The sequence below is a fragment of the Pseudomonas sp. B10 genome (assembly GCF_900156235.1).
In the GTDB taxonomy this organism is placed as follows: Bacteria; Pseudomonadota; Gammaproteobacteria; order Pseudomonadales; family Pseudomonadaceae; genus Aquipseudomonas; species Aquipseudomonas siliginis.
Genome location: NZ_LT707063.1, coordinates 829,185 through 853,280 on the forward strand (window position 1 = coordinate 829,185; position 24,096 = coordinate 853,280).

General features: G+C 62.7%; 13 protein-coding genes. 8 read left to right on the forward strand and 5 right to left on the reverse strand.

From position 1 onward, the window contains the following. Positions 1 to 3 precede the first annotated feature (3 nt). Positions 4 to 999, forward strand: coding sequence for an AraC family transcriptional regulator (locus BXA01_RS03650; RefSeq protein ID WP_442961870.1), 996 nt, complete (start codon positions 4 to 6; stop codon positions 997 to 999). A gap of 807 nt (positions 1,000 to 1,806) precedes the next feature. On the opposite strand, the gene BXA01_RS03660 is transcribed toward BXA01_RS03650, so the two are convergent. The 3 genes from BXA01_RS03660 to BXA01_RS03670 form a co-directional block, all read right to left on the reverse strand. After that, positions 1,807 to 2,439, reverse strand: coding sequence for a carboxymuconolactone decarboxylase family protein (locus tag BXA01_RS03660; protein WP_231991011.1), 633 nt, complete (start codon positions 2,437 to 2,439; stop codon positions 1,807 to 1,809). A gap of 141 nt (positions 2,440 to 2,580) precedes the next feature. Next, positions 2,581 to 2,919 (reverse strand): cyclophilin-like fold protein, encoded by a 339-nt coding sequence (locus BXA01_RS03665; protein WP_231991012.1) that lies wholly within the window; start codon positions 2,917 to 2,919, stop codon positions 2,581 to 2,583. A 123-nt stretch (positions 2,920 to 3,042) separates the two neighbouring features. Beyond that, entirely contained in the window at positions 3,043 to 4,071 is a 1,029-nt protein-coding gene (locus BXA01_RS03670; RefSeq protein ID WP_076563251.1) for an alpha/beta hydrolase, read from the reverse strand. Between the two features lie 134 nt (positions 4,072 to 4,205). Between BXA01_RS03670 and BXA01_RS03675 the strand changes: the two genes are divergently transcribed. Beyond that, positions 4,206 to 5,114 carry a LysR family transcriptional regulator gene (locus BXA01_RS03675; RefSeq protein ID WP_056785081.1) on the forward strand — a complete coding sequence of 303 codons (909 nt, stop codon included), beginning with the start codon at positions 4,206 to 4,208 and terminating at the stop codon, positions 5,112 to 5,114. A 201-nt stretch (positions 5,115 to 5,315) separates the two neighbouring features. Here BXA01_RS03675 and BXA01_RS03680 read toward each other — a convergent pair whose 3' ends face one another. Both BXA01_RS03680 and BXA01_RS03685 read right to left on the reverse strand, forming a co-directional pair. Beyond that, entirely contained in the window at positions 5,316 to 5,558 is a 243-nt protein-coding gene (locus BXA01_RS03680) for a hypothetical protein (protein ID WP_076563252.1), read from the reverse strand. A 219-nt stretch (positions 5,559 to 5,777) separates the two neighbouring features. Further along, on the reverse strand, positions 5,778 to 6,695 hold the full coding sequence (locus BXA01_RS03685) for a LysR substrate-binding domain-containing protein (protein WP_024012668.1): 918 nt from the start codon (positions 6,693 to 6,695) through the stop codon (positions 5,778 to 5,780). Positions 6,696 to 6,889: 194 nt separating this feature from the next. On the opposite strand from BXA01_RS03685, the gene BXA01_RS03690 reads away from it, so the two are divergent. From BXA01_RS03690 to BXA01_RS03715, 6 genes are all read left to right on the forward strand, one after another. Further along, positions 6,890 to 7,639, forward strand: coding sequence for an SDR family NAD(P)-dependent oxidoreductase (locus BXA01_RS03690; protein WP_076563253.1), 750 nt, complete (start codon positions 6,890 to 6,892; stop codon positions 7,637 to 7,639). 100 nt (positions 7,640 to 7,739) lie between these two features. Further along, positions 7,740 to 9,038 (forward strand): MFS transporter, encoded by a 1,299-nt coding sequence (locus BXA01_RS03695; protein WP_076563254.1) that lies wholly within the window; start codon positions 7,740 to 7,742, stop codon positions 9,036 to 9,038. A gap of 17 nt (positions 9,039 to 9,055) precedes the next feature. Beyond that, positions 9,056 to 9,904 (forward strand): transketolase, encoded by an 849-nt coding sequence (locus BXA01_RS03700; RefSeq protein ID WP_073474917.1) that lies wholly within the window; start codon positions 9,056 to 9,058, stop codon positions 9,902 to 9,904. Next, positions 9,901 to 10,929, forward strand: coding sequence for a transketolase family protein (locus BXA01_RS03705; protein WP_071171997.1), 1,029 nt, complete (start codon positions 9,901 to 9,903; stop codon positions 10,927 to 10,929). The genes BXA01_RS03700 and BXA01_RS03705 overlap by 4 nt, the downstream gene beginning before the upstream one ends. Before the next feature lie 61 nt (positions 10,930 to 10,990). Then, a complete protein-coding gene (locus BXA01_RS03710) occupies positions 10,991 to 11,950 on the forward strand; it encodes an alpha/beta hydrolase (RefSeq protein WP_076563255.1) in 960 nt (319 codons plus the stop codon). A 407-nt stretch (positions 11,951 to 12,357) separates the two neighbouring features. Further along, a complete protein-coding gene (locus BXA01_RS03715; protein ID WP_076563256.1) occupies positions 12,358 to 24,078 on the forward strand; it encodes a BapA/Bap/LapF family large adhesin in 11,721 nt (3,906 codons plus the stop codon). Positions 24,079 to 24,096: the final 18 nt, after the last annotated feature.

The window sequence follows — 24,096 nt, forward strand, 5'->3', positions numbered from 1 at the left end:
TCTATGATGCGCAGTCTTGAACTTTTGATCGAAACCCCGAATATGAGCAGCATTGATTCCTTCTCTGTGTCCTCAGACCTCATCACCGAGTTGCTGCGCAGCATGCGTCTGCGTGGCGTGCAATATCGTCGGATCCACGCCGGTCCGCCGTATGGTCTGGGTTTCAGCGACAAATCGGGCCATGCGTATTTCCACTTCGTCGCCGCTGGATCGACGGTATTGCGACTGGAGGACGGCAGCCTGTACGAGTTGTCAGCAGGCAATGCGGTATTCATTGCTCATGGTGCCGCGCACCAGTTGCTGTCACACGCCGGAGCTGAAGTGCAGGACATTGACAGCGCCGTCGCCGCGCCACTCGGCGATACGGTCTGCGCGATGCAGGTCGGGCACAGCGCCGATTCGCCCGATAGCGCCCTGCTCTTCAGTGGCTGTATGGAGTTCGAACTCGGCAGCCTGCAAGGCCTCGGTCGGCTGATGCCGGGTCTTATGCTGATCGACGCCGGCGGCCAGCGCTATCCGGGACTCATGCCGATTCTCGCGACCATGGAACGCGAAGTCAGCGCAGCGCGCATTGGCTTCGCCGGCATTCTCGCGCGCCTTGCCGACGTAGTGGCGGCAATGATTGTTCGCGGCTGGGTCGAATGCGCTTGCGGCAATGCCTCCGGTCTCGTCGCCGCCCTGCGCGACCCTCGCCTGGCGCAGGCCTTGCTGGCCCTGCACCAACAACCGGGGCGCGACTGGAGCGTCGCCGAACTGGCAACGCTGTGCAACACCTCACGTTCGGTCTTCGCCGAACGCTTCCAGACCACCCTCGGCACCCCGCCGCTGCGCTACGCCACTGAACTGCGCATGCGCCTGGCCAGTCAGTGGCTAACCCTGGAAAGACTGCCGATCGAAGAAGTGGCGCAGCGCTTGGGCTACACCTCCCAAGCGGCGTTCAGTCGTGCGTTCAAGCGGATAACGGGAAGCTCACCGGGAGCGAGTCGGCGCCAGCGCTGAAGACGAGAATCGCCGTAACAGAGCCGCTCTCATTATGTGCCCCCCCCCCCCGGATTCTGCCCAACACCGCGCTCGCCCGCTCACGGATAACCGAGCCTACGAGACACAGCGCTTTTGCCTACAAATCTTACGGAAGTCGCTGTCTTGCCGGCTTACCCTCCGCAATTTATCGTTTCCCCGTCGCCACCTGAGAGTTGAAAGCGCTGGGCACATTCGACTTTGTGCAAACAGGTCAGACGAAAAAGGTGTTGTTGACGTATCCGTCACTCCTACCTAATCTGCTCCCATCCCGCCCAAGGCAGTACGCCGTTCTAATCATCCAGAACATGCCAAACCCTTGGGCGTTTTTTTAGGTAAAAAACATGCCCACTGCGGTGTTAGTCGATGGCGCCTTTTTCATCAAACGCTTTCGACGAATCGAACCTCAAAACGCCTTCAACGCTGAACGCGCGGCCGATCTGGTCCATCGATGGGCAACCGCCCACCTCCTCAATAAAACCTTGACCCGTCCAACGGGCGCCATTCGAGAGCTACGACAACGAGCCAGGAAAGAGCTTTACCGTATCTTCTTTTATGACTGCCCCCCACTGGACACCAAACAGCACAACCCAATAAGCAAAAAAGCTGTGGATTTTTCCAGGTCCAGGGAGGCGGCATTTCGCAAAGAGCTGCACTCCAGACTGCGAAGTAAACGTAAGCTGGCGTTACGACTTGGACATCTGTCGAAGGATGTCAGATGGACCATCAAACCCGCAAAAATCGCTGAGCTGTTGAAAGGCAAAATCCAGATGACTGACCTTATGGACTTCAGCCCCCCAATTTCCCCAGCCCCGCGCCCACCCGCTCAGCAGCCTGCAAATCCCCACGCGCCTCCAACTCCTGCGCCACTCGCCGCAACTGCTCAACCGTCAATCCCACATTCAGACTGATCTTCAAATGCGACTCCAGCTGTGATTCCACCCCAGCCATTGCCGCCAGCGCGCCAACCGTCGCCAGTTCCCGATCCGTCCATGCCAGGTTGTCGCGGGCGAAGATGTCACCGAACAAGTGCGCTTTCAGAAACTGATCGATCGCCGGGGCGAATTCGAACAGGGGGCCGGACACTGGCGCACCGACCAGACGAGTCTGATTGTCGGTGCCGAGTTCAGTGAGCGCATAGCCCGACGGAACCGGACCCGGCTCGCGTCCCGGCACGTCTTCGATGCCCCGAGCAGCGCGTTCCTGCAAAACCTTCATCAGCAATGACAGGGCGTTGAGGCTGCGCGGGAACCCGGCGTAGGCGTACAGCTGCACCAGAATTTCCTTGGTCTCGCTGATGCTCAGCCCGGCATCGAGACCACGATTGAGTGCGTCGTGCAAACGCGGCATGTCGCCGATTGCAGCGTTGGCGGCAATCGGGGCGATCGCCAGTTGTTCAGGCGTCAGAGGCTGTTCTTGCATGATCGGTTTCTCTGGTGATCGGGAAGGATTGGCGCAGAGGGGATTCACGCAGGCTGCACTGGCAAGGACCGCGCAGCCGAGGGCCACGATGCGCAAAAGACGCCCTTGATTTAACGATTTCTGGTTCATCAATGACTCTCCTCACTCATGCAGAGTGAACGTCACCCGCACATCGCCGCGCCCCAAGACTTCGGCCAAGTCCTGCGGGCGTTCGATGCGGCCAAGACGCGAATAGCGGTAGGACGAATCGAAGGTTTTGTAGAAGACCACCAACGTATCGTCGCCATACAAAAGGAAATCGCCGTTGTGGATCGTGCCCGGACGGTAGGGCTGGGTGGGCAATGGCGGCTGCACGGTGGCGTATTTTTCATTGCCGTGCAGGTCGCTCATGTCCAGGCTTAGCGGCAATCGCGTGAGCAATTGCCGCGTACTCGGGTTGTCATCCAGTGCAATGGCAAAACGCTGTTCTCCGACGGTCATCCACATCCTGCTGGCCTCCATAGCGGTTGGTGCAGACAGAGCAACGGGCAGCCATGCCATCAGTACGAATCCCTTCCAGCCGTGGGCAAAAAACCGCATCGCTTGGCTCCGTCGCGTTGAAAGTTACTTCAGGTTGCTCTTGAAGAACTGCGTCAGCTTGGCAAAAGGAATCAGCTCGACCCGGTCGTACAGATCGACGTGGCCGGCATTCGGCACGATCACCAGTTCTTTCGGCTGCCCCGCCAACCGGAACGCCTCTTCGCTGAACTCACGGGAGTGCGCGTCGGCACCGGCAATAAACAACATCGGGCGCGGCGAGATGCTCTCGATATCGACGAATGGATAGAAGTTCATGAATTTGGTGTTGCTGCTCAGCGTCGGGCGCGTGGTCTGTTGCGGCGTCGAGCTGGCCGGGGTGAATTTGCCGCGCGGGGTGCGGTAGAAATCGAAGAATTCACGCTGGATCGGATGGGTGTCGGCCTTCAGCTCCAGCACCGTGCCGCCGGTGTATTCGACCTTGCCGCCGGTGAACTCGGCGTAACGCTGCTCGGCCGCTTGCGCAATGATCTGCTTGCGCTGCGCAAGGCTTTGCGAATGCTTTAGGCCGTCACGGTTGGCTGCGCCCATGTCGTACATGCTGACCGTGGCGATGGCTTTCATGCGCGGGTCGATTTTCGCCGCGCTGATCACGAAGCTGCCGCTGCCGCAGATGCCCAACACGCCGATGCGCTCGCGGTCGATAAATGGCCGTGTGCCGAGGTAATCGACGGCCGCGCTGAAGTCTTCGGCATACATGTCCGGCAGCACGGCATTGCGCGGCGCGCCTTCGCTTTCGCCCCAGAACGACAGATCCAGCGACAGGGTGACAAAACCCTGCTCCGCCAGTTTCTGTGCGTACAGATTGGAGCTCTGCTCCTTTACCGCGCCCATCGGATGGCCAACGATAATCGCCGCGCTGCGCGCTGCCGGGTCGAGTCCTTTGGGGACAAACAGGTTGCCGACCACGGTGAGTTGATATTGGTTTTTGAAGCTGACCTTCTGAACGGTCACCTTGTCGCTTTTGAAGAAATTGTCGGCACCGTGGGACATGTCAGCTCCGAATGCAGTGAATGAACTCAGGAGAAACCCGAGCAGTATGAACAGTCGTTTCATGGGGGCGTCCTTGATCGAGAAGCCAGGCGTGGCCGGGATGAAGGTATTGTTGCGCAGGCTCGAGGCTTTGATTAGCTAATGAGTGCTTAATGCGGTTATAAACACTGCTAATCAATAAACCCGAGCGCGCACCCATGGCCAAACCCAATTTCAACGACCTGCTCGCCTTCGTCACCGTTGCCCGCAGCGGCAGTTTCACCCGCGCGGCGGTGCAACTGGGCGTGACGCAATCGGCGGTGAGCCAGGTAGTCTCGGCGCTGGAAGCGCGCCTGAAAATTCGCCTGCTGACCCGCACTACGCGCAGCGTTTCACTGACGGCGGCCGGCGAACGCCTGTTGCACACCGTGGGTCATCGTTTCGATGAAATCGAAGCCGAGCTGGACGCGCTGACCGAGTTGCGCGACAAGCCCGCTGGCACGGTGCGCATCACCTGCGGCGACAACATCATCAAGACCACTTTGCTGCCGAAGCTGACACCGCTGCTGCTGCAGTACCCGGACATCAAACTGGAGTTCGATATCAACTACGGTTTCCGCGACATCGTTGCCGACCGCTTCGATGCCGGCGTGCGTTTCAGCGATACCGTCGCCCAAGACATGATCGCCGTACCGATCGGCCCGCCACTGCGCATGGCCGTGGTCGCTTCGCCCGGCTACTTCGCCCAGCACCCCGCCCCGCAACATCCGCGCGATCTGGCGGCGCACCGCTGCATCGACATCCGCTTTCCGACCTACGACGGTGTCGATGCCTGGGAATTCGAGCGCCAGGGCAAAAAGCTGAAAGTACGGGTCGACGGGCAACTAGTGTTCAATTCCACCGTGCACATCGCCGACGCGGCTGTGAACGGGTTAGGGATTGCCTACCTGCCTGAAGACGAGTTCGGTACGCATCTGGCTGAAGGGCGTTTGGTCAGAGTGCTGGAAGACTGGTGCGAACCGTTCGGCGGCTTCCACCTCTACTACCCAAGCCGCCGACAACCGTCGCCAGCGTTTTCACTGGTAGTGGATGCGTTGCGCGTGGTGAGAGACCCAGCCCCTTTGTAGGAGCGGGCCAGCTCGCGATAGCGTCGGCACATCCAACAGAGTAAGTGCCTGACCCAGCGCTTTCGTGAGCAGGCTCACTCCCACAGGGTTTTGCGGCAGATCCCGGAAATCAATCGATTCACAAATCCAATGTGGGAGCGAGCCTGCTCGCGAAGACGCCAGACCAGGCAAATCATCTCTGCATGCCACCCCGCGCGCGCCTCACAACTTCGACACATCCCCGGTAGCCTCGGCAATCGTCGCCAAGGTTTCCTCCATGCTGGCGATGTCTTCTTGCAGCTTTTGAAACACCAGATCCAGCGACTCGGGGGCGTCCACGGTCTGATGACCACGCAGCGACTCGACGCTATCGCCCTCCACGTGCTGAAGAATGTCCACGCTTTCTCGCAGTGCCAACAGCTGATCAAAGATCGCGGCAATCTGCGCCTGGCTGCGGGTGCTCATCGCTTCCCCGGCTTACAGATCAGTGATCCCCATCCCAGACGTGCAATGACCATAAATCAGACTCTCGTGAAGAAACGATGAACACAGAGCAGAACAGGCGGCTCAACCTTCGGTTTTTCGCGGGCAGTGCGCGGTAAAGTGCGTTCTTGCGTGAATGATCAAGACCGATAATGGATTGACCTTGAGCGGTTCAGAGAGTTTGAAAGAATTAATCCCGACTCAATACGCGAACTCGTGGCCCAACTCGCTCTCCATCCACGCCAGAAAACGCCTGACCCGTGGAAAGCTGGAGTGCGCCTTGGGGAAAACCAAATGGTGCGCCGCCACCGCAGCACTCAGTGATTCAGGCGCGACTTCAACCAGCGTGCCCGCGGCCAAATACTTCTGCGCCAGCAATGTGCTTTCCAGCGCGAAACCCAAGCCATGACTCGCCGCTTCCAGCGACATGTATGAACGATCGAAGCTCAATGCGTATGGCCGTTCCGGACGCGCCAGACCATGCTGGGCAAACCATTGCGGCCATTTGAGCAGAGTGGCTTCCGACAGAATCAGATCGCACTCCAGCAGATCCGCCGCGCCGCGCACCGGGCGCTGCGCGAGCAGTTTCGGTGAAGTCAGCACCGCGAACGTCTCATTCCTGACCGTGCGCACCTCATAGCTTGGCCAGTTCGGCAGACCATGGCGGATATCGACGTCGATCTTGTCGCGACTGAAGTGCAGCGATTCATACGAGCACGACAGGTTGATCTGTATGTCCGGATGACTGGCGCGAAACGCTTCCAGGCGCGGCATCAGCCAGAGCAGGCCGAAGCTTGGCGATGAGTGCAAGCGCAGGCAATCGAGGCTGACATCGCTGGCCGCACGCTCGGTGGCAACGGCGAGGCTGTGCAGAATCCCGGAGACTTCCTTGAGGTATTGCTCGCCGACCGGCGTCAGCGAGACGCCCCGAGCAGCGCGAACGAATAATTGCCGGCCGATCATCCCTTCGAGTTTCGCCAGTTGATGGCTGACTGCCGAGGGCGTCAGGTCCAGCACTTCTGCTGCCCTGGCGACGTTGCCGAAGCGCGCGGTTTGCTCGAAGGCCTGAATTGCTTTCAGCGGTGGCAGGATGATCGATGCCTCAGTGTCTGAGCGCATGGGGACTCCGTGGTGATTTCTTGTGATGTACGGACCGGTTTCATTCAAGCATTTGCGAAACGGCCTGACGAGTGCTGAATTTTTTTCAGCATTGAGTGACTTCCGCGTTATTGCTCACGCTCGCCCCGGAGGACAAGCTGAGTCATCGGTTACTTACACACCGACCCAATAAAAACAATTCGAGGGAATCCTCCATGCTTCTTCAAGGCAAAGTCGCAATCATTACCGGTGCCGCATCTGCCCGTGGCATTGGCCGCGCTACCGCCAGCACATTTGCGCAACACGGCGCTCGCGTGGTCATCCTCGATCTGGATGTATCCGCAGCACGTGACGCCGCCGCAGCACTGGGCGAAGGTCATCTGGGCCTGGCGGCCAACGTGGCCGACGAAGCGCAGGTTCAGCAAGCCGTCGCCGCCATCATCGAGCACTTCGGGCGCATCGATATTCTCGTCAACAACGCCGGCATCACCCAGCCACTGAAGACTCTGGATATTCGCCCATCGGACTACGACAAGGTGCTGGACGTCAGCCTGCGCGGCACTTTGCTCATGTCCCAGGCGGTGATTCCGCTGATGCGCCAACAGTCTTCCGGCAGCATCGTCTGCATGTCGTCTGTGTCTGCCCAGCGCGGCGGCGGCATCTTCGGTGGCCCGCATTACAGCGCGGCCAAGGCCGGTGTGCTGGGGCTGGGCAAGGCCATGGCGCGGGAATTGGGGCCGGACAACATCCGCGTGAACTCCATCGCCCCGGGCCTGATTCACACCGACATCACCGGCGGCCTGATGCAGGATGACCGCCGCCACGCCATCATCGAAGGCATTCCGCTCGGGCGCCTGGGTCAAGCGCAGGACGTCGCCAACGCCGCGCTGTTTCTGGCCAGCGACCTGTCCGCTTATCTGACCGGCATCACCCTCGATGTGAACGGCGGCATGCTGATTCACTGAGTAACTCTGGGCGGGCCTGCGTGGCCCGTGCGGTTCTGGATCGATGATGCAGCCGGGCCTGATGGCCTGGCGGTCAATAAAAACAAGAGATCAGACCATCATGACTACCCTGTCGCTCGAAGCGGTTTCGACCGTGCGTTCTTCTGCCTATCGCAAAACGGCATGGCGGCTGATGCCGTTCCTGATGCTGTGCTACCTGTGCGCCTATCTGGACCGGGTCAACGTCGGTTTCGCCAAGCTGCAAATGATGAACGATCTGGCCCTCAGCGAAACGGTCTACGGACTGGGCGCGGGGGTGTTTTTCATCGGCTATTTCCTTTGCGAAGTGCCTAGCAACATCATCCTGCACAAGGTCGGCGCACGGGTGTGGATTGCGCGGATCATGATCACCTGGGGCATCGTCTCGGCGCTGTTCGCCTTCGTCGAAACCGCCTGGCAGTTCTACGCGCTGCGCTTTCTGCTGGGGATTGCCGAAGCCGGTCTGGCGCCGGGCCTGCTGCTCTATCTCACCTACTGGTTTCCGTCCTATCGGCGGGCGCGCATGACCGTGTTGTGGTTTATCGCCATTCCGCTGTCAGGCATGGTCGGTGGCCCGCTGTCCGGTTGGATCATGAACCACTTTGCCGGCGTGCACGGCTGGGCCGGCTGGCAGTGGATGTTCGTTCTCGAGGCGGTGCCCACCGTGGTCGTCGGCCTGCTGGTGCTGAGTTATCTAAAGGACGGCGTGCATCAGGCGACCTGGCTCAATGACGAGGAAAAAGCGCTGATCACTCGCGAGCTGGCCGAAGACGACCAGCAAAAGGTCACCCATGCCTCGGTCGGCGAGTTCATTCGCGACCGGCGCTTGTGGCTGCTGGCGGCGATCTACTTCTGTGTGGTGATGGGCCAATATGCGATCACCTTCTGGCTGCCGACACTGGTACGTAATGCAGGGGTTTCCGACCCGCTGCACATCGGTTTCCTGACCAGCCTGCCCTATCTGTGCGCCATCGCCGCCATGCTCCTGGTCGGCCGCAGTGGCGACAAACATCGCGAGCGCCGCTGGCACCTGATCGTGCCGATGATCGCCGGTGCGATCGGCTTGAGCCTGGCAGCGCTGATGGGCGGCAATCCGACCTTGTCGATCCTAAGCCTGTGCCTGGCCGCCTCCGGCATTCTCTCCGCCACCTCGTTGTTCTGGATGCTGCCCACCACGCTGCTTGGCGGGGTATCTGCGGCCGCCGGCATCGCGGCGGTCAACAGCTTCGCCAACCTCGCCGGGTTTTGCTCGCCCTATCTGATCGGCTGGATCACCACCCTGACCGGTTCCAGCGCCATCGGCATGTACCTCATCACCAGCGTGCTGTTCCTCGGCGCGAGCCTGGTCCTGCGTATTCCCGCCGCTTTGGTCAATCGTTGAGTCAACGGAGTTTCATCATGACGACTAATCTTGCACACGCTGCATCGCTGAGCCTGACCCAGCGCGCGCACAACATTCGCCGCCATGCACTGCGCATGGGCCAGGTTCAGGGCCAGGGCTATGTGGGCCAGGCCCTCGGCGCGGCTGACCTGCTGGCGGTGTCTTACTTTCATGCGATGAACCATCGCCCGACAGATCCCGAATGGGAGCAACGCGATCGCTTCTATCTCTCCATCGGCCACTACGCCATCGCGCTGTACGCAGCGCTGATCGAAGCCGAGATCATTCCCCTCGACGAGCTGGAAACCTACGGTTCGGATGACAGCCGCCTGCCGATGTCGGGCATGGCCGCCTACACGCCGGGGATGGAAATCACCGGCGGCTCGCTGGGTCAGGGCCTGGGTATCGCGGTCGGTGCCTGCCTGGGCCTCAAACGCAAAGGCTCTTCATCTTTCGTCTACAACCTGCTGTCCGATGGCGAACTCAATGAAGGCTCGACCTGGGAAGCGGTGATGTCGGCTTCGCACTGGCAGCTGGACAACCTGATCGCCATCGTCGACGTGAATAACCAGCAGGCCGACGGCCATTCCAGCGAGATTCTCTCGTTCGAACCCATTGTCGATCGCTGGCAAGCCTTCGGCTGGTTCACCCAGCGCGTCGACGGCAATGACCTCGACGCCCTGGTCGCTGCATTCGATGCCGCGCGCAATCACCCCGGCGGCCAACCGCGCGTGATCATCTGCGACACGAAAATGGGCAAAGGCGTGCCGTTTCTGGAGAACCGGGAGAAGACCCACTTCATTCGCGTCGAAGAGCACGAATGGGACCTGGCACTGAGCAACCTTGAAGAAGGAAAAGACCAATGAGCAACGCCGCCAACACTGCGCCTTCGACTGCTACTGGCGCGCCGGTGAAAAAGCGCCTGACCACCTCGGCGATGATTGCCTCGATTGCCTCCGAGGGCCAGGCGACCCGCTCGGCACCGTTCGGCCATGCGCTCGCAGCGCTGGCAGACCAGCGCGCGGACATCGTCGGTCTCTCTGCGGACCTGTCCAAGTACACCGACCTGCACATTTTCGCCAAGGCGCATCCGGAGCGTTTCTATCAGATGGGCATGGCCGAACAGTTGCTGATGAGCGCTGCGGCGGGCATGGCGCGTGAGGGTTTCGTGCCGTTTGCCACCACCTACGCGGTGTTCGCCTCGCGGCGTGCTTACGACTTTATCTGCATGGCCATCGCCGAGGAAAACCTTAACGTCAAAATCGTCTGCGGTTTGCCCGGCCTCACCACGGGTTACGGGCCGAGCCACCAGGCCACCGATGACCTGGCTATTTTCCGCGCCATGCCCAATCTGATGATTGTCGACCCGTGCGATGCGCTGGAAATCGAACAGGCCGTGCCGGCCATCGCCGCTCACCAAGGCCCGGTCTACATGCGTTTGCTGCGCGGCAATGTGCCGTTGGTGCTGGACGAGTACGGTTATAAATTCGAGATCGGCAAGGCCAAGACTCTGCGCACGGGCAACGACGTGCTGATCATCTCCACCGGGCTGATGACCATGCGCTCACTGGAAGCGGCCAAGCAATTGCAGGCCGACGGCATTGATGTGGCCGTGCTGCACGTGCCGACCATCAAGCCGCTGGATGAACAAACCATTCTCGCCGAAGCGCGCAAATCCGGGCGTCTGGTGGTCACAGCCGAGAACAGCTCGATCATCGGCGGTTTGGGTGAGGCGGTTGCCGGTTTGTTGTTGCGCAATGGCGTGACGCCCACCTTCAGACAGATCGCGTTGCCCGACGCGTTCCTCGACGCCGGTGCCCTGCCGACGCTGCATGATCGCTACGGCATTTCGACGCCGGCCGTTTGCGCGCAGATCAAAGCCTGGCTGTAACTCCACCGTGAGCGGCGCCTCCATCCGAGGCGCTCGTTCATTCGAAAACAGGAGGCAGAACGTGAAAGCACATGAACTGCTGGATCCCGACTTCAAAAGCTTTTTAACCCCCGGCGCAGAAGCCTGGACGTTGGAAACGCTGCCCGCGATCAGGGAGCGTGTTCACGCGACATTCAAATCCCGAGAACAAGCGCGCGGTGAAAGCCTATGGATAAAGTCCCACGACGGTGAGGATTTGCGCCTGTGTCTTTACCGGCCCGCCGCCGCAGCAGCGGACGGTAATTTTGCGGTGATCCTGTACATCCACGGTGGAGGTTTCGTCCTCGGTTGCCCCGAAATGGCCGATGACTATCTGGCTGAGCTCGCCGAAGAACTTCAGGCGATCATCGTCGCCGTCGATTACCGTCTCGCGCCAGAGCACCCCTTCCCTATTCCTCTGGAGGATTGCTACACGGCCCTCGGCTGGGTTTTCGCCCACCGGCAAACGCTCAACATTGACGCCGACAAAGTAATCGTCATGGGCCACAGTGCCGGCGCCGGGCTGGCAGCAGCGCTGGCCATTGTGGCGCGGGATCGCGGCGAATATCCCATCGCCAGTCAGGTGCTGGTTTATCCGATGCTCGATTACCGTTCGGGCAGCGCAGCCTCGCCTCAGCAGAACAGCACGACCGGAGTGATTGGCTGGCCGGCGCAAGCCAACCAGTTCTGTTGGGAGTGCCTGCGCGCTGACCAAGCGCTGGATGATCTGCCAATTGGCTGGTTTTCGCCGGCCCTGCAAGACGATCTGCGTGACTTGCCACCGACGTTTCTGGCCGTCGGGGCGCTGGATCTGTTTCTGGAAGAGGACATTGCATTTGCCCTGCGCCTGTCCCGCGCCGGGGTTGCCGTCGAACTGCATGTCTACCCTGGGGCGCCACATATGTTTGATCAGTGCCCCGGCAGCGTTAGCGATCAGTCTGCGCTGGATATCGTCCGATCACTTCGGCGATCGATAGCTAGCGCATTAACTGCTGAGGGATAGAAAGAACAGCTGAAACGGTACAACGGGATTTCTTATACAAAGCCTTCCTCCCCTTCTACGCTTTTTGATTAATACCTTCGCAGACAGGCAACTGCGGAGGGTGGCCTGCGCTTTGAGAAATTCAATATCGCTTAGCCATCACCCTCGGCGATTCCGCCCGGACCTTTTCCAGCGCACCTTTGGATAATGTCGAAAACGACACATTTTGTTGCACCTAAAAACCGCTTGGATCCAACGTCCCGACAAACGGTAACGACCTGAATAGAGCATATTTTCAGATAGATAAACGTGGGCAAATGGCCCATCCATACGCTCGTCAAAAATCAGGCAGCCCCATTCGACACTCCCTATCTATGGTTTTAAAACCATCCGTGGACGTCCGCCCCACCCATTTACAGGGAGTAGTAATGGACAACATCGTCATTGCCGACAAAGCCAATTCTCAGCTCACTGCCCAGAACTGGGGCAATGTTCAGCTCAGTCAGCCTTCAGTTGTACAAATGCCGGTTCGGCCCGATCAATTGGCGTCGACCAGTCGCAGCGGTCAGGATTTGATCGTCAATCTGAAGTCTGGCGAGCAAATCAAAATCTCCAATTTCTTTGTCACCAGCCCTGACGGCGTGCCCAATGACATTGTCTTTCAGGGCGACGACGCGACGCTGTGGCAGGCGCGCTACAGCGCCGAGCCGTTCAATGGCTTTACCTTTGAGGAAATCAATTCGCTGGACGAGCTGATCGCTGGCGTCGGTGTGGTGGATGGCGCAACGCCGGCCTGGGCGATTGCCGGGCTTGGCCTGTTGGGGGCGGGTGGTGCGGCAGCCGCTGCCGGCGGAAGTGGGGGCGGCGGCGGTGGTGGTGGCGGTGGAGACGCGACGCCTCCTGCGCCCGCGACCGGGTTAACCTTGTCGGCCGATGGCCGGGTACTGAGTGGTTTTGGCGAAGCTGGCAGTGTCGTTCAGGTACGCGATGCAGCCGGCAACATTTTGGGTTCCGGAACCGTTGGCGCCGATGGCAGTTTCCAGGTCGACCTGGGTACGCCGCAGAACAATGGCCAGCCGCTCGACGTGACGCTCACCGACCCTGCGGGCAACGTTTCGACACCGGGTACGGTCACTGCGCCGGATACCACCGCGCCCACCGCACCAGGCAATCTCAGCGTGAGCGCCGATGGCACGCAACTCGGCGGGACCGGTGAAGCCGGCTCGACCATCCAGGTGCGCGCCGCCGATGGCACGCTACTCGGTAGCGCTGTGGTGGCGGCGGATGGCACTTTCAGCGTCGCCCTCAGCCCCGCGCAAACCGGCGGCCAGCCGCTGACCGTGAATGCAACCGATGCGGCAGGCAATATCTCGACCGGCGCAACGGTCAGCGCGCCGGAGATCGTCGAACCGACGACGCCAGGCAATCTCGATTTGAGCAGCGACGGCAGCCAACTGACCGGCACCGCCCGAGCCGGCACCACCATTGAGGTCCGTGCCGCCAACGGCGAATTGCTCGGGCGTGCGGCGGTGGCTGCTGACGGCACTTTCCTGCTGACGCTGGTTCGTGCGCAGGCCAACGGTGAAACCTTCAGTATCGTGGCGGTCAACAGCGCCGGTGCGCAATCGCCGACCGTGACCTTCAATGCACCGGACATCACCGGCCCCGGCACTGCGACGGATCTGGCAGTGAGCAGCGATGGCCTCTCGGTCACCGGCCGTGGCGAACCCGGCAGCACAGTCAGCGTCACCAATGCGCAAGGCACGCTGCTCGGCACGGCTCTGGTCGCCGCCGATGGCTCGTTCACTGTGCAACTCAATGCCGCGCAAATCGATGGTGAAGCGCTGAGCGTGCTGGTCACCGACGCCGCCGGCAACCCTTCGCCAGCAGTGACTATCATCGCGGTTGACCTCGACGGGCTGACCCAACCAAGTGACATCGCAGTGAGCATCGATGGCGCGCAGTTAAGCGGACGCGGCCAGGCCGGTTCGACCGTGACGGTGCGTGACACCAACGGCAATCTGCTCGGCACGGCCGTTGTCGTGGCGGACGGCACGTTCAGCCTGCAACTGAGCAGTCCGCAGAACAATGGCGAAACACTGCAGATCAGTGCCAGCGACGCCGCTGGCAACACTTCCGCACCACTGAACTACGTGACGCCTGACACCCAAGGGCCGACGGCCGTCTCCGATCTTGCGCTCGACGCTCAGGGGCAGACGCTCACCGGTAAGGGTGAGTTGGGTGCGTCGGTCACTGTGCGCGATCCGGCCGGCAATATCATCGGCTCCGGCACGGTGGGCGCCGACGGCAATTTCACCGTTCCACTTTCCACACCACAGACCGATGCGCAACAGCTGCAAGTGATCCAGACCGACGCAGATGGCAATCCATCGGCGCCGGTCAACGTGATCGCACCCGATCTGACCACACCGGTAGCCGTGACCGATGTGAGCATTTCCGCCAATGGCGCCGTAGTCTCAGGCGCGGGTCAGATCGGCGCCACCGTTACTGTCACTGACACCAACGGGACCGTGCTGGGAACAGCTTTGGTCGGCAGCAACGGCCGGTTCGAAGTCACCCTGTCCTCGCCACAAACCAATGGCCAGAACCTCAGCGTTGTGCAGACCGATGGCTCGCCTTCAGGCTCGCCGGCAGTTCCAGTTGAAGCGCCGGATATCCAGGCCCCCACTGCCCCTTCCAATCTGTCGCTGAATGCAGGCGGCACTGAACTGAGCGGCACCGGCGAACCCGGTGCCACCGTGTCGGTCAAGGATTCGGCCGGCAATGTGCTGGGCACCGCGATCGTCGACGGCACCGGCGCCTTCACAGTGCCGCTGAACAGCCCGCAGATCGAAGGCCAACAACTGCAAGTCAGCCAATCGGATGGCGTGAACGTTTCCCCCAGCACACCACTGACGGCGACGGACACCACCGCGCCGCTGGCGCCGGACAATGTCGTGCTCGCCAGTAACGGCGTGACCTTGACCGGCACCGGGCAAGCGGGCAGCACCGTAACCGTCAGCGCGCCCGACGGCACGGTGCTCGGCTCTACGGTGGTCGCCAGCGACGGCAGTTTCAGCGTCAACCTGAGCCCGGCTCAGCTCGACGGTCAGGTGCTGAACGTGATCCAGACCGACGCGAGCACCCTGCCCTCGCCAGCCACGCCGGTCACCGCACCGGACATCACCGCCCCGCCTGCACCGACCGGGCTGGTCGTCGATCCTGCAGGGGCCACGGTCACCGGCACCACGCAGCCCAATAACACGGTGCAGGTGCTGGATGCCGGCGGCAACGTCATCGGCACCGCAACCGCTGACGGCACGGGCGCCTTCACGGTCGACCTCGATACGGCGCAGACCAATGGCGAAGCCTTGCAAGTCGTGGTGTCGGACGGCGCCAACAGTTCGCTGCCAGGCACCGTTGCCGCGCCGGACAGCACGCCGCCGGCGCCGGTCAGCGATCTCGCGCTCAACCCCGCCGGCACGCAAGTGTCGGGACTTGCCGAACCGGGCACGACGGTCACCGTCAGCATCGCTGGCGGCGGTCTCGTGCTGGGTACCGCAACGGCGGGTGAGGACGGCCGCTTCGTCGTGACCCTCAGTCCACCGGCCGAGCCTGGCGGCAATCTGGAAGTCATCAGCACGGATGGCGGCGGTAATGATTCGCCCGTCGTGCCGCTGGCAGGACTGGACGGTAGCCAGGTCGCGACCCCGACCGATCTGGCCTTGAGTGCCGATGGTTTCACCCTGACCGGCGCCGGAACGCCCGGTTGCACCGTGACGGTGACCAGCAGCAGCGGCACGGTGCTCGGCTCAGGTCTGATCAACAGCTTCGGCCGCTTCACCCTGTTGCTCAGCAGCAAACAGATCAATGCGCAAGTTCTCCAAGTGACGGCCACCAGTCCCGACGGTGACGTGTCGATTCCGGGCACGGTGACGGCGGTCGATGGCACGGCGCCGGACGCTGTGACCAATCTGGCGCTGAATACCAACGGCACGACACTCACTGGACGCGGAGAGGCCGGGGCGACGGTCACTGTCACCGACGCCACAGGTACCGTGCTCGGTACTGCACTGGTCGCCAGCAATGGCACGTTCAGCCTGACGCTGACGCCGGCACAACTTAATGGCCAGGCGCTTACCGCGATCCAAAGCGACGCCGCCGGCAACCTGTCGCAACCCGCGGGCATCATCGCTACCGATCTGCAACCGCCAGCTGCAGCGACTGGCGTTACGATCAATGACGTCGGCACCGTGGTCAAAGGCCAGGGCGAAGCCGGCAGCACCGTGACCGTGCGCGATGCCGCCGGCAATGTTCTGGCCACCGGCGTGGTCGATCAGAGCGGCAACTTCCAGGTCACCTTGCCCAACGCGCAGAACACCGGCGAAACCCTGCAGGTCACCCTGACCGACGCCAATGGCAACGCCTCGACTTCCACTGGCGTGATCACCGTCGACGGCACCCCGCCGGCCGCCGTGCAGAATCCACTGATCAGCGCCGATGGCAGCACCCTCAGCGGCACGGGTGAAGCTGGCGCGACGGTCAATGTCACCACCGCCAACGGCACCTTGCTCGGCAGTGCCGTGGTTGGCGCGGACGGCGCGTTCAGCGTGACCCTGGCGCCAGCGCCGACCAACGGCGAGGCGCTGGCGATCAGCCAGACCGACCCTGCCGGCAATGTCTCGCCGTCGACCAGCGTCAATGCGCCCGACATCAGCCCACCAGCTGCACTGACCCAAGTCGCGGTGAATGCCGACGGTGTTACCGTCACCGGCCACGGCGAACCGGGCGCCACGGTGTCTGTGCGTAGCGCCGACGGCACCTTGCTCGGCACCGCGCAGGTCGGCAGTGGCGGCGCGTTCACTGTCACCCTCAACGCAGCACAACTGAATGCCGAAGTGCTGACCGTCACTCAGGAAGATCCGCCGGGCAACGTTTCGACGGCGGTTGAAGTCATCGCCGCGGATTTGACCGCGCCGGCGATTCCGAGCGCATTGACGCTCAATGCTGCCGGCGTGCAACTGTCGGGCAACGCCGAGGCCGGCAGCACGGTGACCGTGCGCGACAGTCAGGGCAATCTTCTCGGTACCACCACGGCGGCCGCAAACGGCACTTTCCAGATTACCCTCAACAGCCCGCAAACCAACGGCCAGTCGCTGAACGTGACGGCCACCGATGCGGCAGGCAATCCGTCATCCCCGGCAATCGTCAATGCCGTCGATAGCACGGCGCCGTTGGTAGCGAGCGATCTGGCGGTGAGCGCCAATGGTGCCACCCTGACCGGCATTGGTGAGGTCGGCGCCAGCGTGGAAGTTCGCGATGCCGGCGGTGTTTTGCTGGGTACTGCGACCGTTGCCAGCAATGGCAATTTCAGCGTCACGTTGTCCCCGGCAGCGGTGGCTGGATCGAATCTTTCCGTGGTGCAGATCGATGCTGCCGGCAACACCGGACCGGCGGCGCCGGTGACTGCACCGGGCAATCTGGCGGAAAGTGCACCGACCAATCTGGCCCTCAGCGTCGACGGTCTGACCCTCACCGGCTCGGCCACCGCCGGCAGCACCGTGAGCATTCGCAATGCCTCGGGCGTGTTGCTCGGCAGCGCGCTGGTGGCGGCCAACGGCACTTTCAGCGTCACCCTCAACGCCGCGCAACTCAACGGTGAAGAGCTGTCTGCCGTGGCAACCTCGAGCACCGGTATCAATTCATCCCCGACCGATTACACCGCTGCCGATATCGCCGCGCCAACGCCGCTCAGCGAACTGAGCCTGGCACCGAACGGCACGGCCCTGACCGGGCGCGGTGAAGCCGGCGCCACGGTGACCGTGCTCGGCACGGGTGGAGTGGTTCTCGGCAGCGCCGTGGTGGCGGCCAATGGCACCTTCAGCGTCACCCTCAGCCCGGCACAGACCTCTGGTCAGACTTTGAGCCTGAGCCAGGCCGACACCGCCGGCAACGAATCCAACAGCGTCAACCTGATCGCCCCGGACCTGATCGCGCCCAATGCGCCGGCGGCGCTGGTGGCAAGCACAGATGGCACCTTGCTGTCGGGTACCGGTGAGGCCGGCACCACGGTCAACGTGTACAACGCCGCCGGAGCGCTGGTCGGGACCGGCACCGTGAGCATCGACGGCACGTTTGCGATAACCCTGACTACGCCACAAGCCAACGGTCAGGCGCTGACCGTGTCGCTGACGGATGCGGCGGGCAACACCTCGGCAGCCACGCCGTTCACTTCTGTCGACAGCACACCGCCAGCGGCCGTTTCGCAACTGAGCATCGGCGGCGACGGCGCAAGCCTGACCGGGCGCGGCGAACCCGGCGCGCAGGTCCGGGTCATCGACAGCGACGGCAACGTGCTCGGCACCGCCGTGGTCAGCGCGACCGGTACCTTCACCCTGCCACTGAACCCGGCGTTGACCAACGCCGAAGTGATCACCGTGGTTCAGGCCGACGCGGCGGGCAACGACTCGCCGGCAGTGAACCTGACCACGCCGGACTTCACCCCGCCTGATCCACTGGACAACGTCGATATCAACTCGTCCGGCGCGCTGGTCATCGGTACTGGCGAACCCGGCGCGACCGTGACCGTGCGCGATGCCAACGGCACTTTGCTCGGCACAAGTGTGGTACTCGGCGACGGCACCTTCAGCGTCACCCTCAATCCGCCGCAGATCAATGAACAGATCCTCAGCGTGCAACAGGCTGATCCACCCGGCAACGTCAGCGCCCCGGTGACGGTCACCGCACCGGATCTGACCCCGCCAGCGACGCCGGCCGATCTGCAACTGAATGCCGATGGCGGTCTGCTCACCGGTACCGGCGAAGTCGGCGCCATTGTCCGCGTGACGTCGGCCGATGGCACCGAACTGGGCACCGGCACCGTGGGCAGCGATGGCCGTTTCGAGGTCACGGTGACCCCAACACAGACCAATGGCCAAGCGCTGTTCGTGGTGTTGGCGGATGCGGCCGGCAATAACTCGCCTGCCGGCACCCTGACCGCACCGGACAGCACGCCTCCTGCCGCGCTGACCGATGTCGATATCGACGCCAGCGGCAGCCTGATCACCGGCTCCGGTGCGGCTGGCTCGCAAGTGGTCGTCACCAACGCGGTGGGCACCATCGTCGGCACCGGCACCGTCGCGGCCGATGGCAGTTTCAGCGTCATCCTCGATCAGCCTCGGCTCAACGGTGAAGCCTTGTCGGTGATCCAGCGCGATGCCGCGGGCAACCCTTCGCCGATCGTGCCCGTCACTGCGCCGGACATCACCCTGCCCGCTGCGCCCACCGGCCTCGTTCTCGCGCCCGACGGCGTGACATTGACCGGTACCGGTGAAGCCGGCGCCACGGTGCGCGTGCTCAGTGCGACTGGCACGGTACTGGGCTCGGCAACCGTGACCGGCAATGGCTCGTTCAGCGTGACCCTCAACCCGCCGCAGGTGAACGGTGAGTTGTTGAGCGTCAATCAGACCGATCTGGCATCCAACACATCGCCGACAGCGCCCGTGCAAGCGGGCGATATCACCGATCCACTGGAGGTGGCCGACCTCAACGTCAGCCAGGACGGCTTGACCGTCACCGGTACCGGCGAGCCCGGCGCAACCGTCACCGTGCTTGACGGCGCGGTGGTGCTCGGCACAGCGACGGTGGCGGCAGATGGCAGTTTCAGCGTCACGTTGTCGGCTGCGCAACTCGATGGCCGCGCACTGTCGGTCGTGCAGGCCGACGCACAAACCAACCAGTCCGAGCCCGTTCTGGTCGACACGCCGGACAGCACTGCACCGATCGCACCAACGGTGACATCGCTGACCGGCGCCGGCACCTTGCTCGCCGGGACCGCCGAGGCCGGCAGCACCGTGACTGTGCTGTCCGCCACCGGCACCGTGCTCGGCACGGCGGTAACATTGGGCGATGGCACCTACACCGTTACGCTGAATCCGGCTCAGGCCAACGGTCAGTTGTTGTCGGTGATCGCGACGGACGAGGCGCAAAACGCATCGCCAGTGCTGCTCTACCCGGCGGCTGATACTACCGCTCCAGATGCCGTCACCGGTCTGACCATCAGCGGCGATCTGAGCCAACTCGCCGGTCGTGGCGAAGCCGGCGCGAGTGTCGAAGTGACCGATGCGCTGGGCAACATTGTCGGCAGCGGCACAGTGGCCGCCAACGGCACGTTCCTGATCGATCTGGATCCGGGCATCACTGCCGGCCAGGTGCTTACGGTGAATCAGATCGACGTGGCGACTAACATTTCGGCAGATGCCAGCCTGATCGTTCCGGCTGTTCCGGCCCCGGACGCTCCAGCCAATCTGGCGCTCACGGCCGATGGTCTGACGCTGACCGGCACGGCGGCCATTGGCACCATCATCAATGTCTACGCGCCGGATAACAGCCTGATCGGCACCGGCGTCACTGGCGGGGATGGCACGTTCAGCGTGGTGCTGACGCCTGCGCAAACCAACGGCGAAAGCCTCGAAGTCACCGCCAACACTGCGTTGGGGGGTGCCTCGCTGCCGACTGAAATCACCGCAGGCGACACCTCGGCGCCGGCGCCACTCAGCGATCTGGCGGTCAACGCCAACGGCACCTTGGTTACCGGTCGCGGCGAAGTCGGCGCGTCGGTGACCATCACCGGCGCTGGCGGCGTGGTGCTGGGCAATGCGACGGTTGGCGCCAATGGCACTTTCAGCGCACAGCTCAATACGCCGCAGGTCAACGGTCAGGTGCTCAATGCGACTCAGACCGATGCGGCACTCAACACTTCGCCGGGGCTTAACGTAACCGCGCCCGACATCACTCCCCCGGCCGCTCCGACGGCGCTGGTCCTCAGCGGTGCCGGTCTGGTGCTCGGCGGGCTCGGTGAAGCCGGCGCCACCGTCACTGTTCGCGGTGCTGGTGGCACGGTGCTGGGCACGGCGACGGTGGCGGGCAATGGCTCGTTCTCGGTGACCTTGTCCTCCGCCCAACTCAATGGCCAGCAACTGAGCGTCACGCAAAGCGATGCGGCGGGCAACGTTTCGCCGGTTACCAATCTCAGCGTCGCCGATACCACCGCGCCGGCGCCGCTGAGCAATGTCAGCCTGAACGGCACCGGGCTGGCGGTCAGCGGCACGGGTGAAGCCGGCGCGACCGTCAGCGTGACCAACGCAGCCGGTACCGTCCTCGGCACCGCCGTGGTCAATGCTGGGGGCACCTTCACCGTGCAACTGTCCAGCGCGCAACTGAACGGCCAACAGCTCAACGTCCAACAGGCCGACCCGACGGGCAATCTGTCGCAGGTCTTCAATCTGACGGCCCCTGACGTGCAGGCGCCGATTGCAGCCAGCGGTCTGACGCTCGCTGCCAACGGTCTGACTTTGAGCGGTACGGGCGAAGCCGGTGCAACGGTCAACGTCTACGGCCCGGGCGGCGCGCTGATTGGCACTACCACCGTGGGCAGTGGCGGCACGTTCAGCTTCAACCTGAACACCGCGCAACTCGACGGGCAGCTGTTGACCGTGCGTCTGGTCGACCCGGCCGGCAATCTGTCGCCCAACGCCAGCCTGACAGCGCCGGACATTACCGCGCCCGGCGCGCCGACCGGCGTCAGCGTCAATGGCAGCGGCACCGTGCTCACTGGCGTCGGCGTGCCCGGTTCGACCATCAGCGTGCGAGGCGTCGGCGGCGTGGTGCTCGGCACCGCCACCGTCGCCGCTAACGGCAGTTTCTCGGTGGCACTGGCCTCGGCGCAGATCAACAGCCAGGTGCTCAGCGTCACCCAGGCCGATCCGAGCGGCAACGTATCGGCTGCGGCGAACGCGACGGCGCCAGACCTGACGCCTCCAGCGGCGGCCACCGCGCTGCTGGTCGGCGCCGACGGCCTGACCGTCACCGGTACCGGCGAAGCCGGCGCAACCGTGACCATCAAGTCGGCCAGCGGCACCGTCCTGGGCACCGCTACGGTCAACAACCTCGGCGTGTTTACCGTCACCCTGAGCAGTGCGCAGATCAACGGTGAAAACCTCACCGTCAACCTCAGCGACGCACGCGGCAACGTTTCGGTGGCCGCCAACGTCATTGCGCCGGACGTCGACGTCAACGCGCCAGTGATCGCCAGCGATGACCTCGCCGTCGGCACCGTCACCCTGGCACCGGTCACCGCCTCGCAGACCTTCAACGATTCGTTCACCACGCTGCTGGCCGGATTCTCGAAAACCTTCACTTTCACCGTCGCCGGCGGCACGCGTCTTGATCCGACCCTGACGCTGACCACCAGCAGCCTGATTTCGCTGATCGATGGCGTGGTCTACACCCTGCAAGTGAAGGATGCCAGCGGCAACTGGGTGACTCTGGATGTCAACGGCAGCGGCGGCCTGCTCGACCTGATCGCGCTCGCCGGCCAAGGCGTGCGGGTCGACATCGGTAACCTGCTGTCAGGCGATTATCGACTGACGGTTTCAAGCACCGGTATAGGCGTGCTGACCACGGTCAATACCCAGCTGCAACTGGATGTCAGCAGCCTGACCCAGTTCAACGGCATTGCCGGGCCAGCGGTGACCGGCAACGTCATCACCAACGTCGGCGTCGATGGCACGGCCGATCAGACCGGCCCGGACAACGGCGCGCAGTTGCAGATCTTCAAGAACGGCGCCTGGGTCAGCGCCGGCGCCGGCACCACGGTGCAAGGGTTGTACGGCACGCTGACCATCGACGCCAACGGCAACTACAGCTACAAACCGAACGGCAGTGTCGGCAGCGTCGGCAAAGTCGACGTGTTCAACTATCAACTGGTGCACCCGAACGGCTTGAGCGACACCGCCAATCTGTACGTGCGCATCGACAGCCCGCAAGCCAGCGAAGTGTGGAATGACGCCAACCTTGGCAGCCCGGCACTGGTGGTGGATGCCACAGCGGACATCGCCTCGACTGACGTCACCCTGATCAACCGCGAAGTCACCACCAACTCTGCCCTTGGCACGTTCAATGTGCTGCTGGGCGGCGGCAGCGGTAACTACAACACCGTGGTCGCGGCCGATACCGTCAGTGACCTGACCGTGGTGGTCAATTCGAGCAACCTGTTGGCGCTGCTCGGTTCGATGACGGTGGGCCTGTACAAGCTCAACACCGCCACCAACCAGTACGTGCTGGTCAAGAGTTACGGCGGCAACGCGCTGGTCAATCTCGGCGGCGGCAACTACGGGATCAAGTTCGACGACCAGACCGCCGGCAGTTATCAGGTGCGGGTGGCAGTGGGCGGCCTCGGCCTGCTGACCAGCGTCAACACCAGCCTGATCAACGTCGCGACCTACAACAATCAGTTCGTGGTCGGCAGCTACACGCCGGTATCGGGCAATCTGCTCACCGACACCGCTGGCGGCGGAGCCGATGTGTTGGGCTCGGTCTACACCTTGCTCAGCGTGCTGGTCGCCGGCAGTTACGTTGCGCCGGGTTACAACGGCGTCTCGCTGGTCGGTAACTACGGCACCCTGGTGGTCCAGGCCAACGGCAACTACACCTACACGCTCAAGGCCGGCCTGACCGATGCAGTGATCGGTCAGGAAGACACTTTTACCTATCAGCTCACCCACCCCAACGGCACGGTCGATACCGCCACGCTGACCATCGACCTGAACAATGCCGGCGCATTCGCCAGCACCGCGTTCTCGGCACTGGCCAGCGATGACCTCGGTCTGGCCCATGCCACTGGCAGCGACTTGATCCAGGGCACCGAGGACAACGACACCCTCGACGGCTCGCACGGTGGCGCCGTGACCCTGCAAGGTGGCGGTGGCGACGACACGCTGATCATCGCCGATCAGCAATTCACCTCGGTGGACGGCGGCAGCGGCACTGACACCCTGCTCTGGGCCGGTGGCGACGTGTCGATCAACCTCGGCGATCTGCAGAGCAAGATCCACAACGTCGAAATCCTTGACCTCAACCATTCCAGTGCCGTTGCGCTGACACTGAATCTCAGCGATCTGCTGGCGATCACGTCCTCGGACAACAACACCCTGCTGATCAAGGGTGACGACAGGGACAGCGTGCACATGACCGATGGCTGGGTCGCCGATGGCACGCAACAGGCCGACGGCATCGACTATGTTCAATACACGGCGCAGGAGGATCCGAGCCACCACTTGTGGGTACAGAACGGCATTCAAGTGGTTTGAAACAAGACATCGAACGTT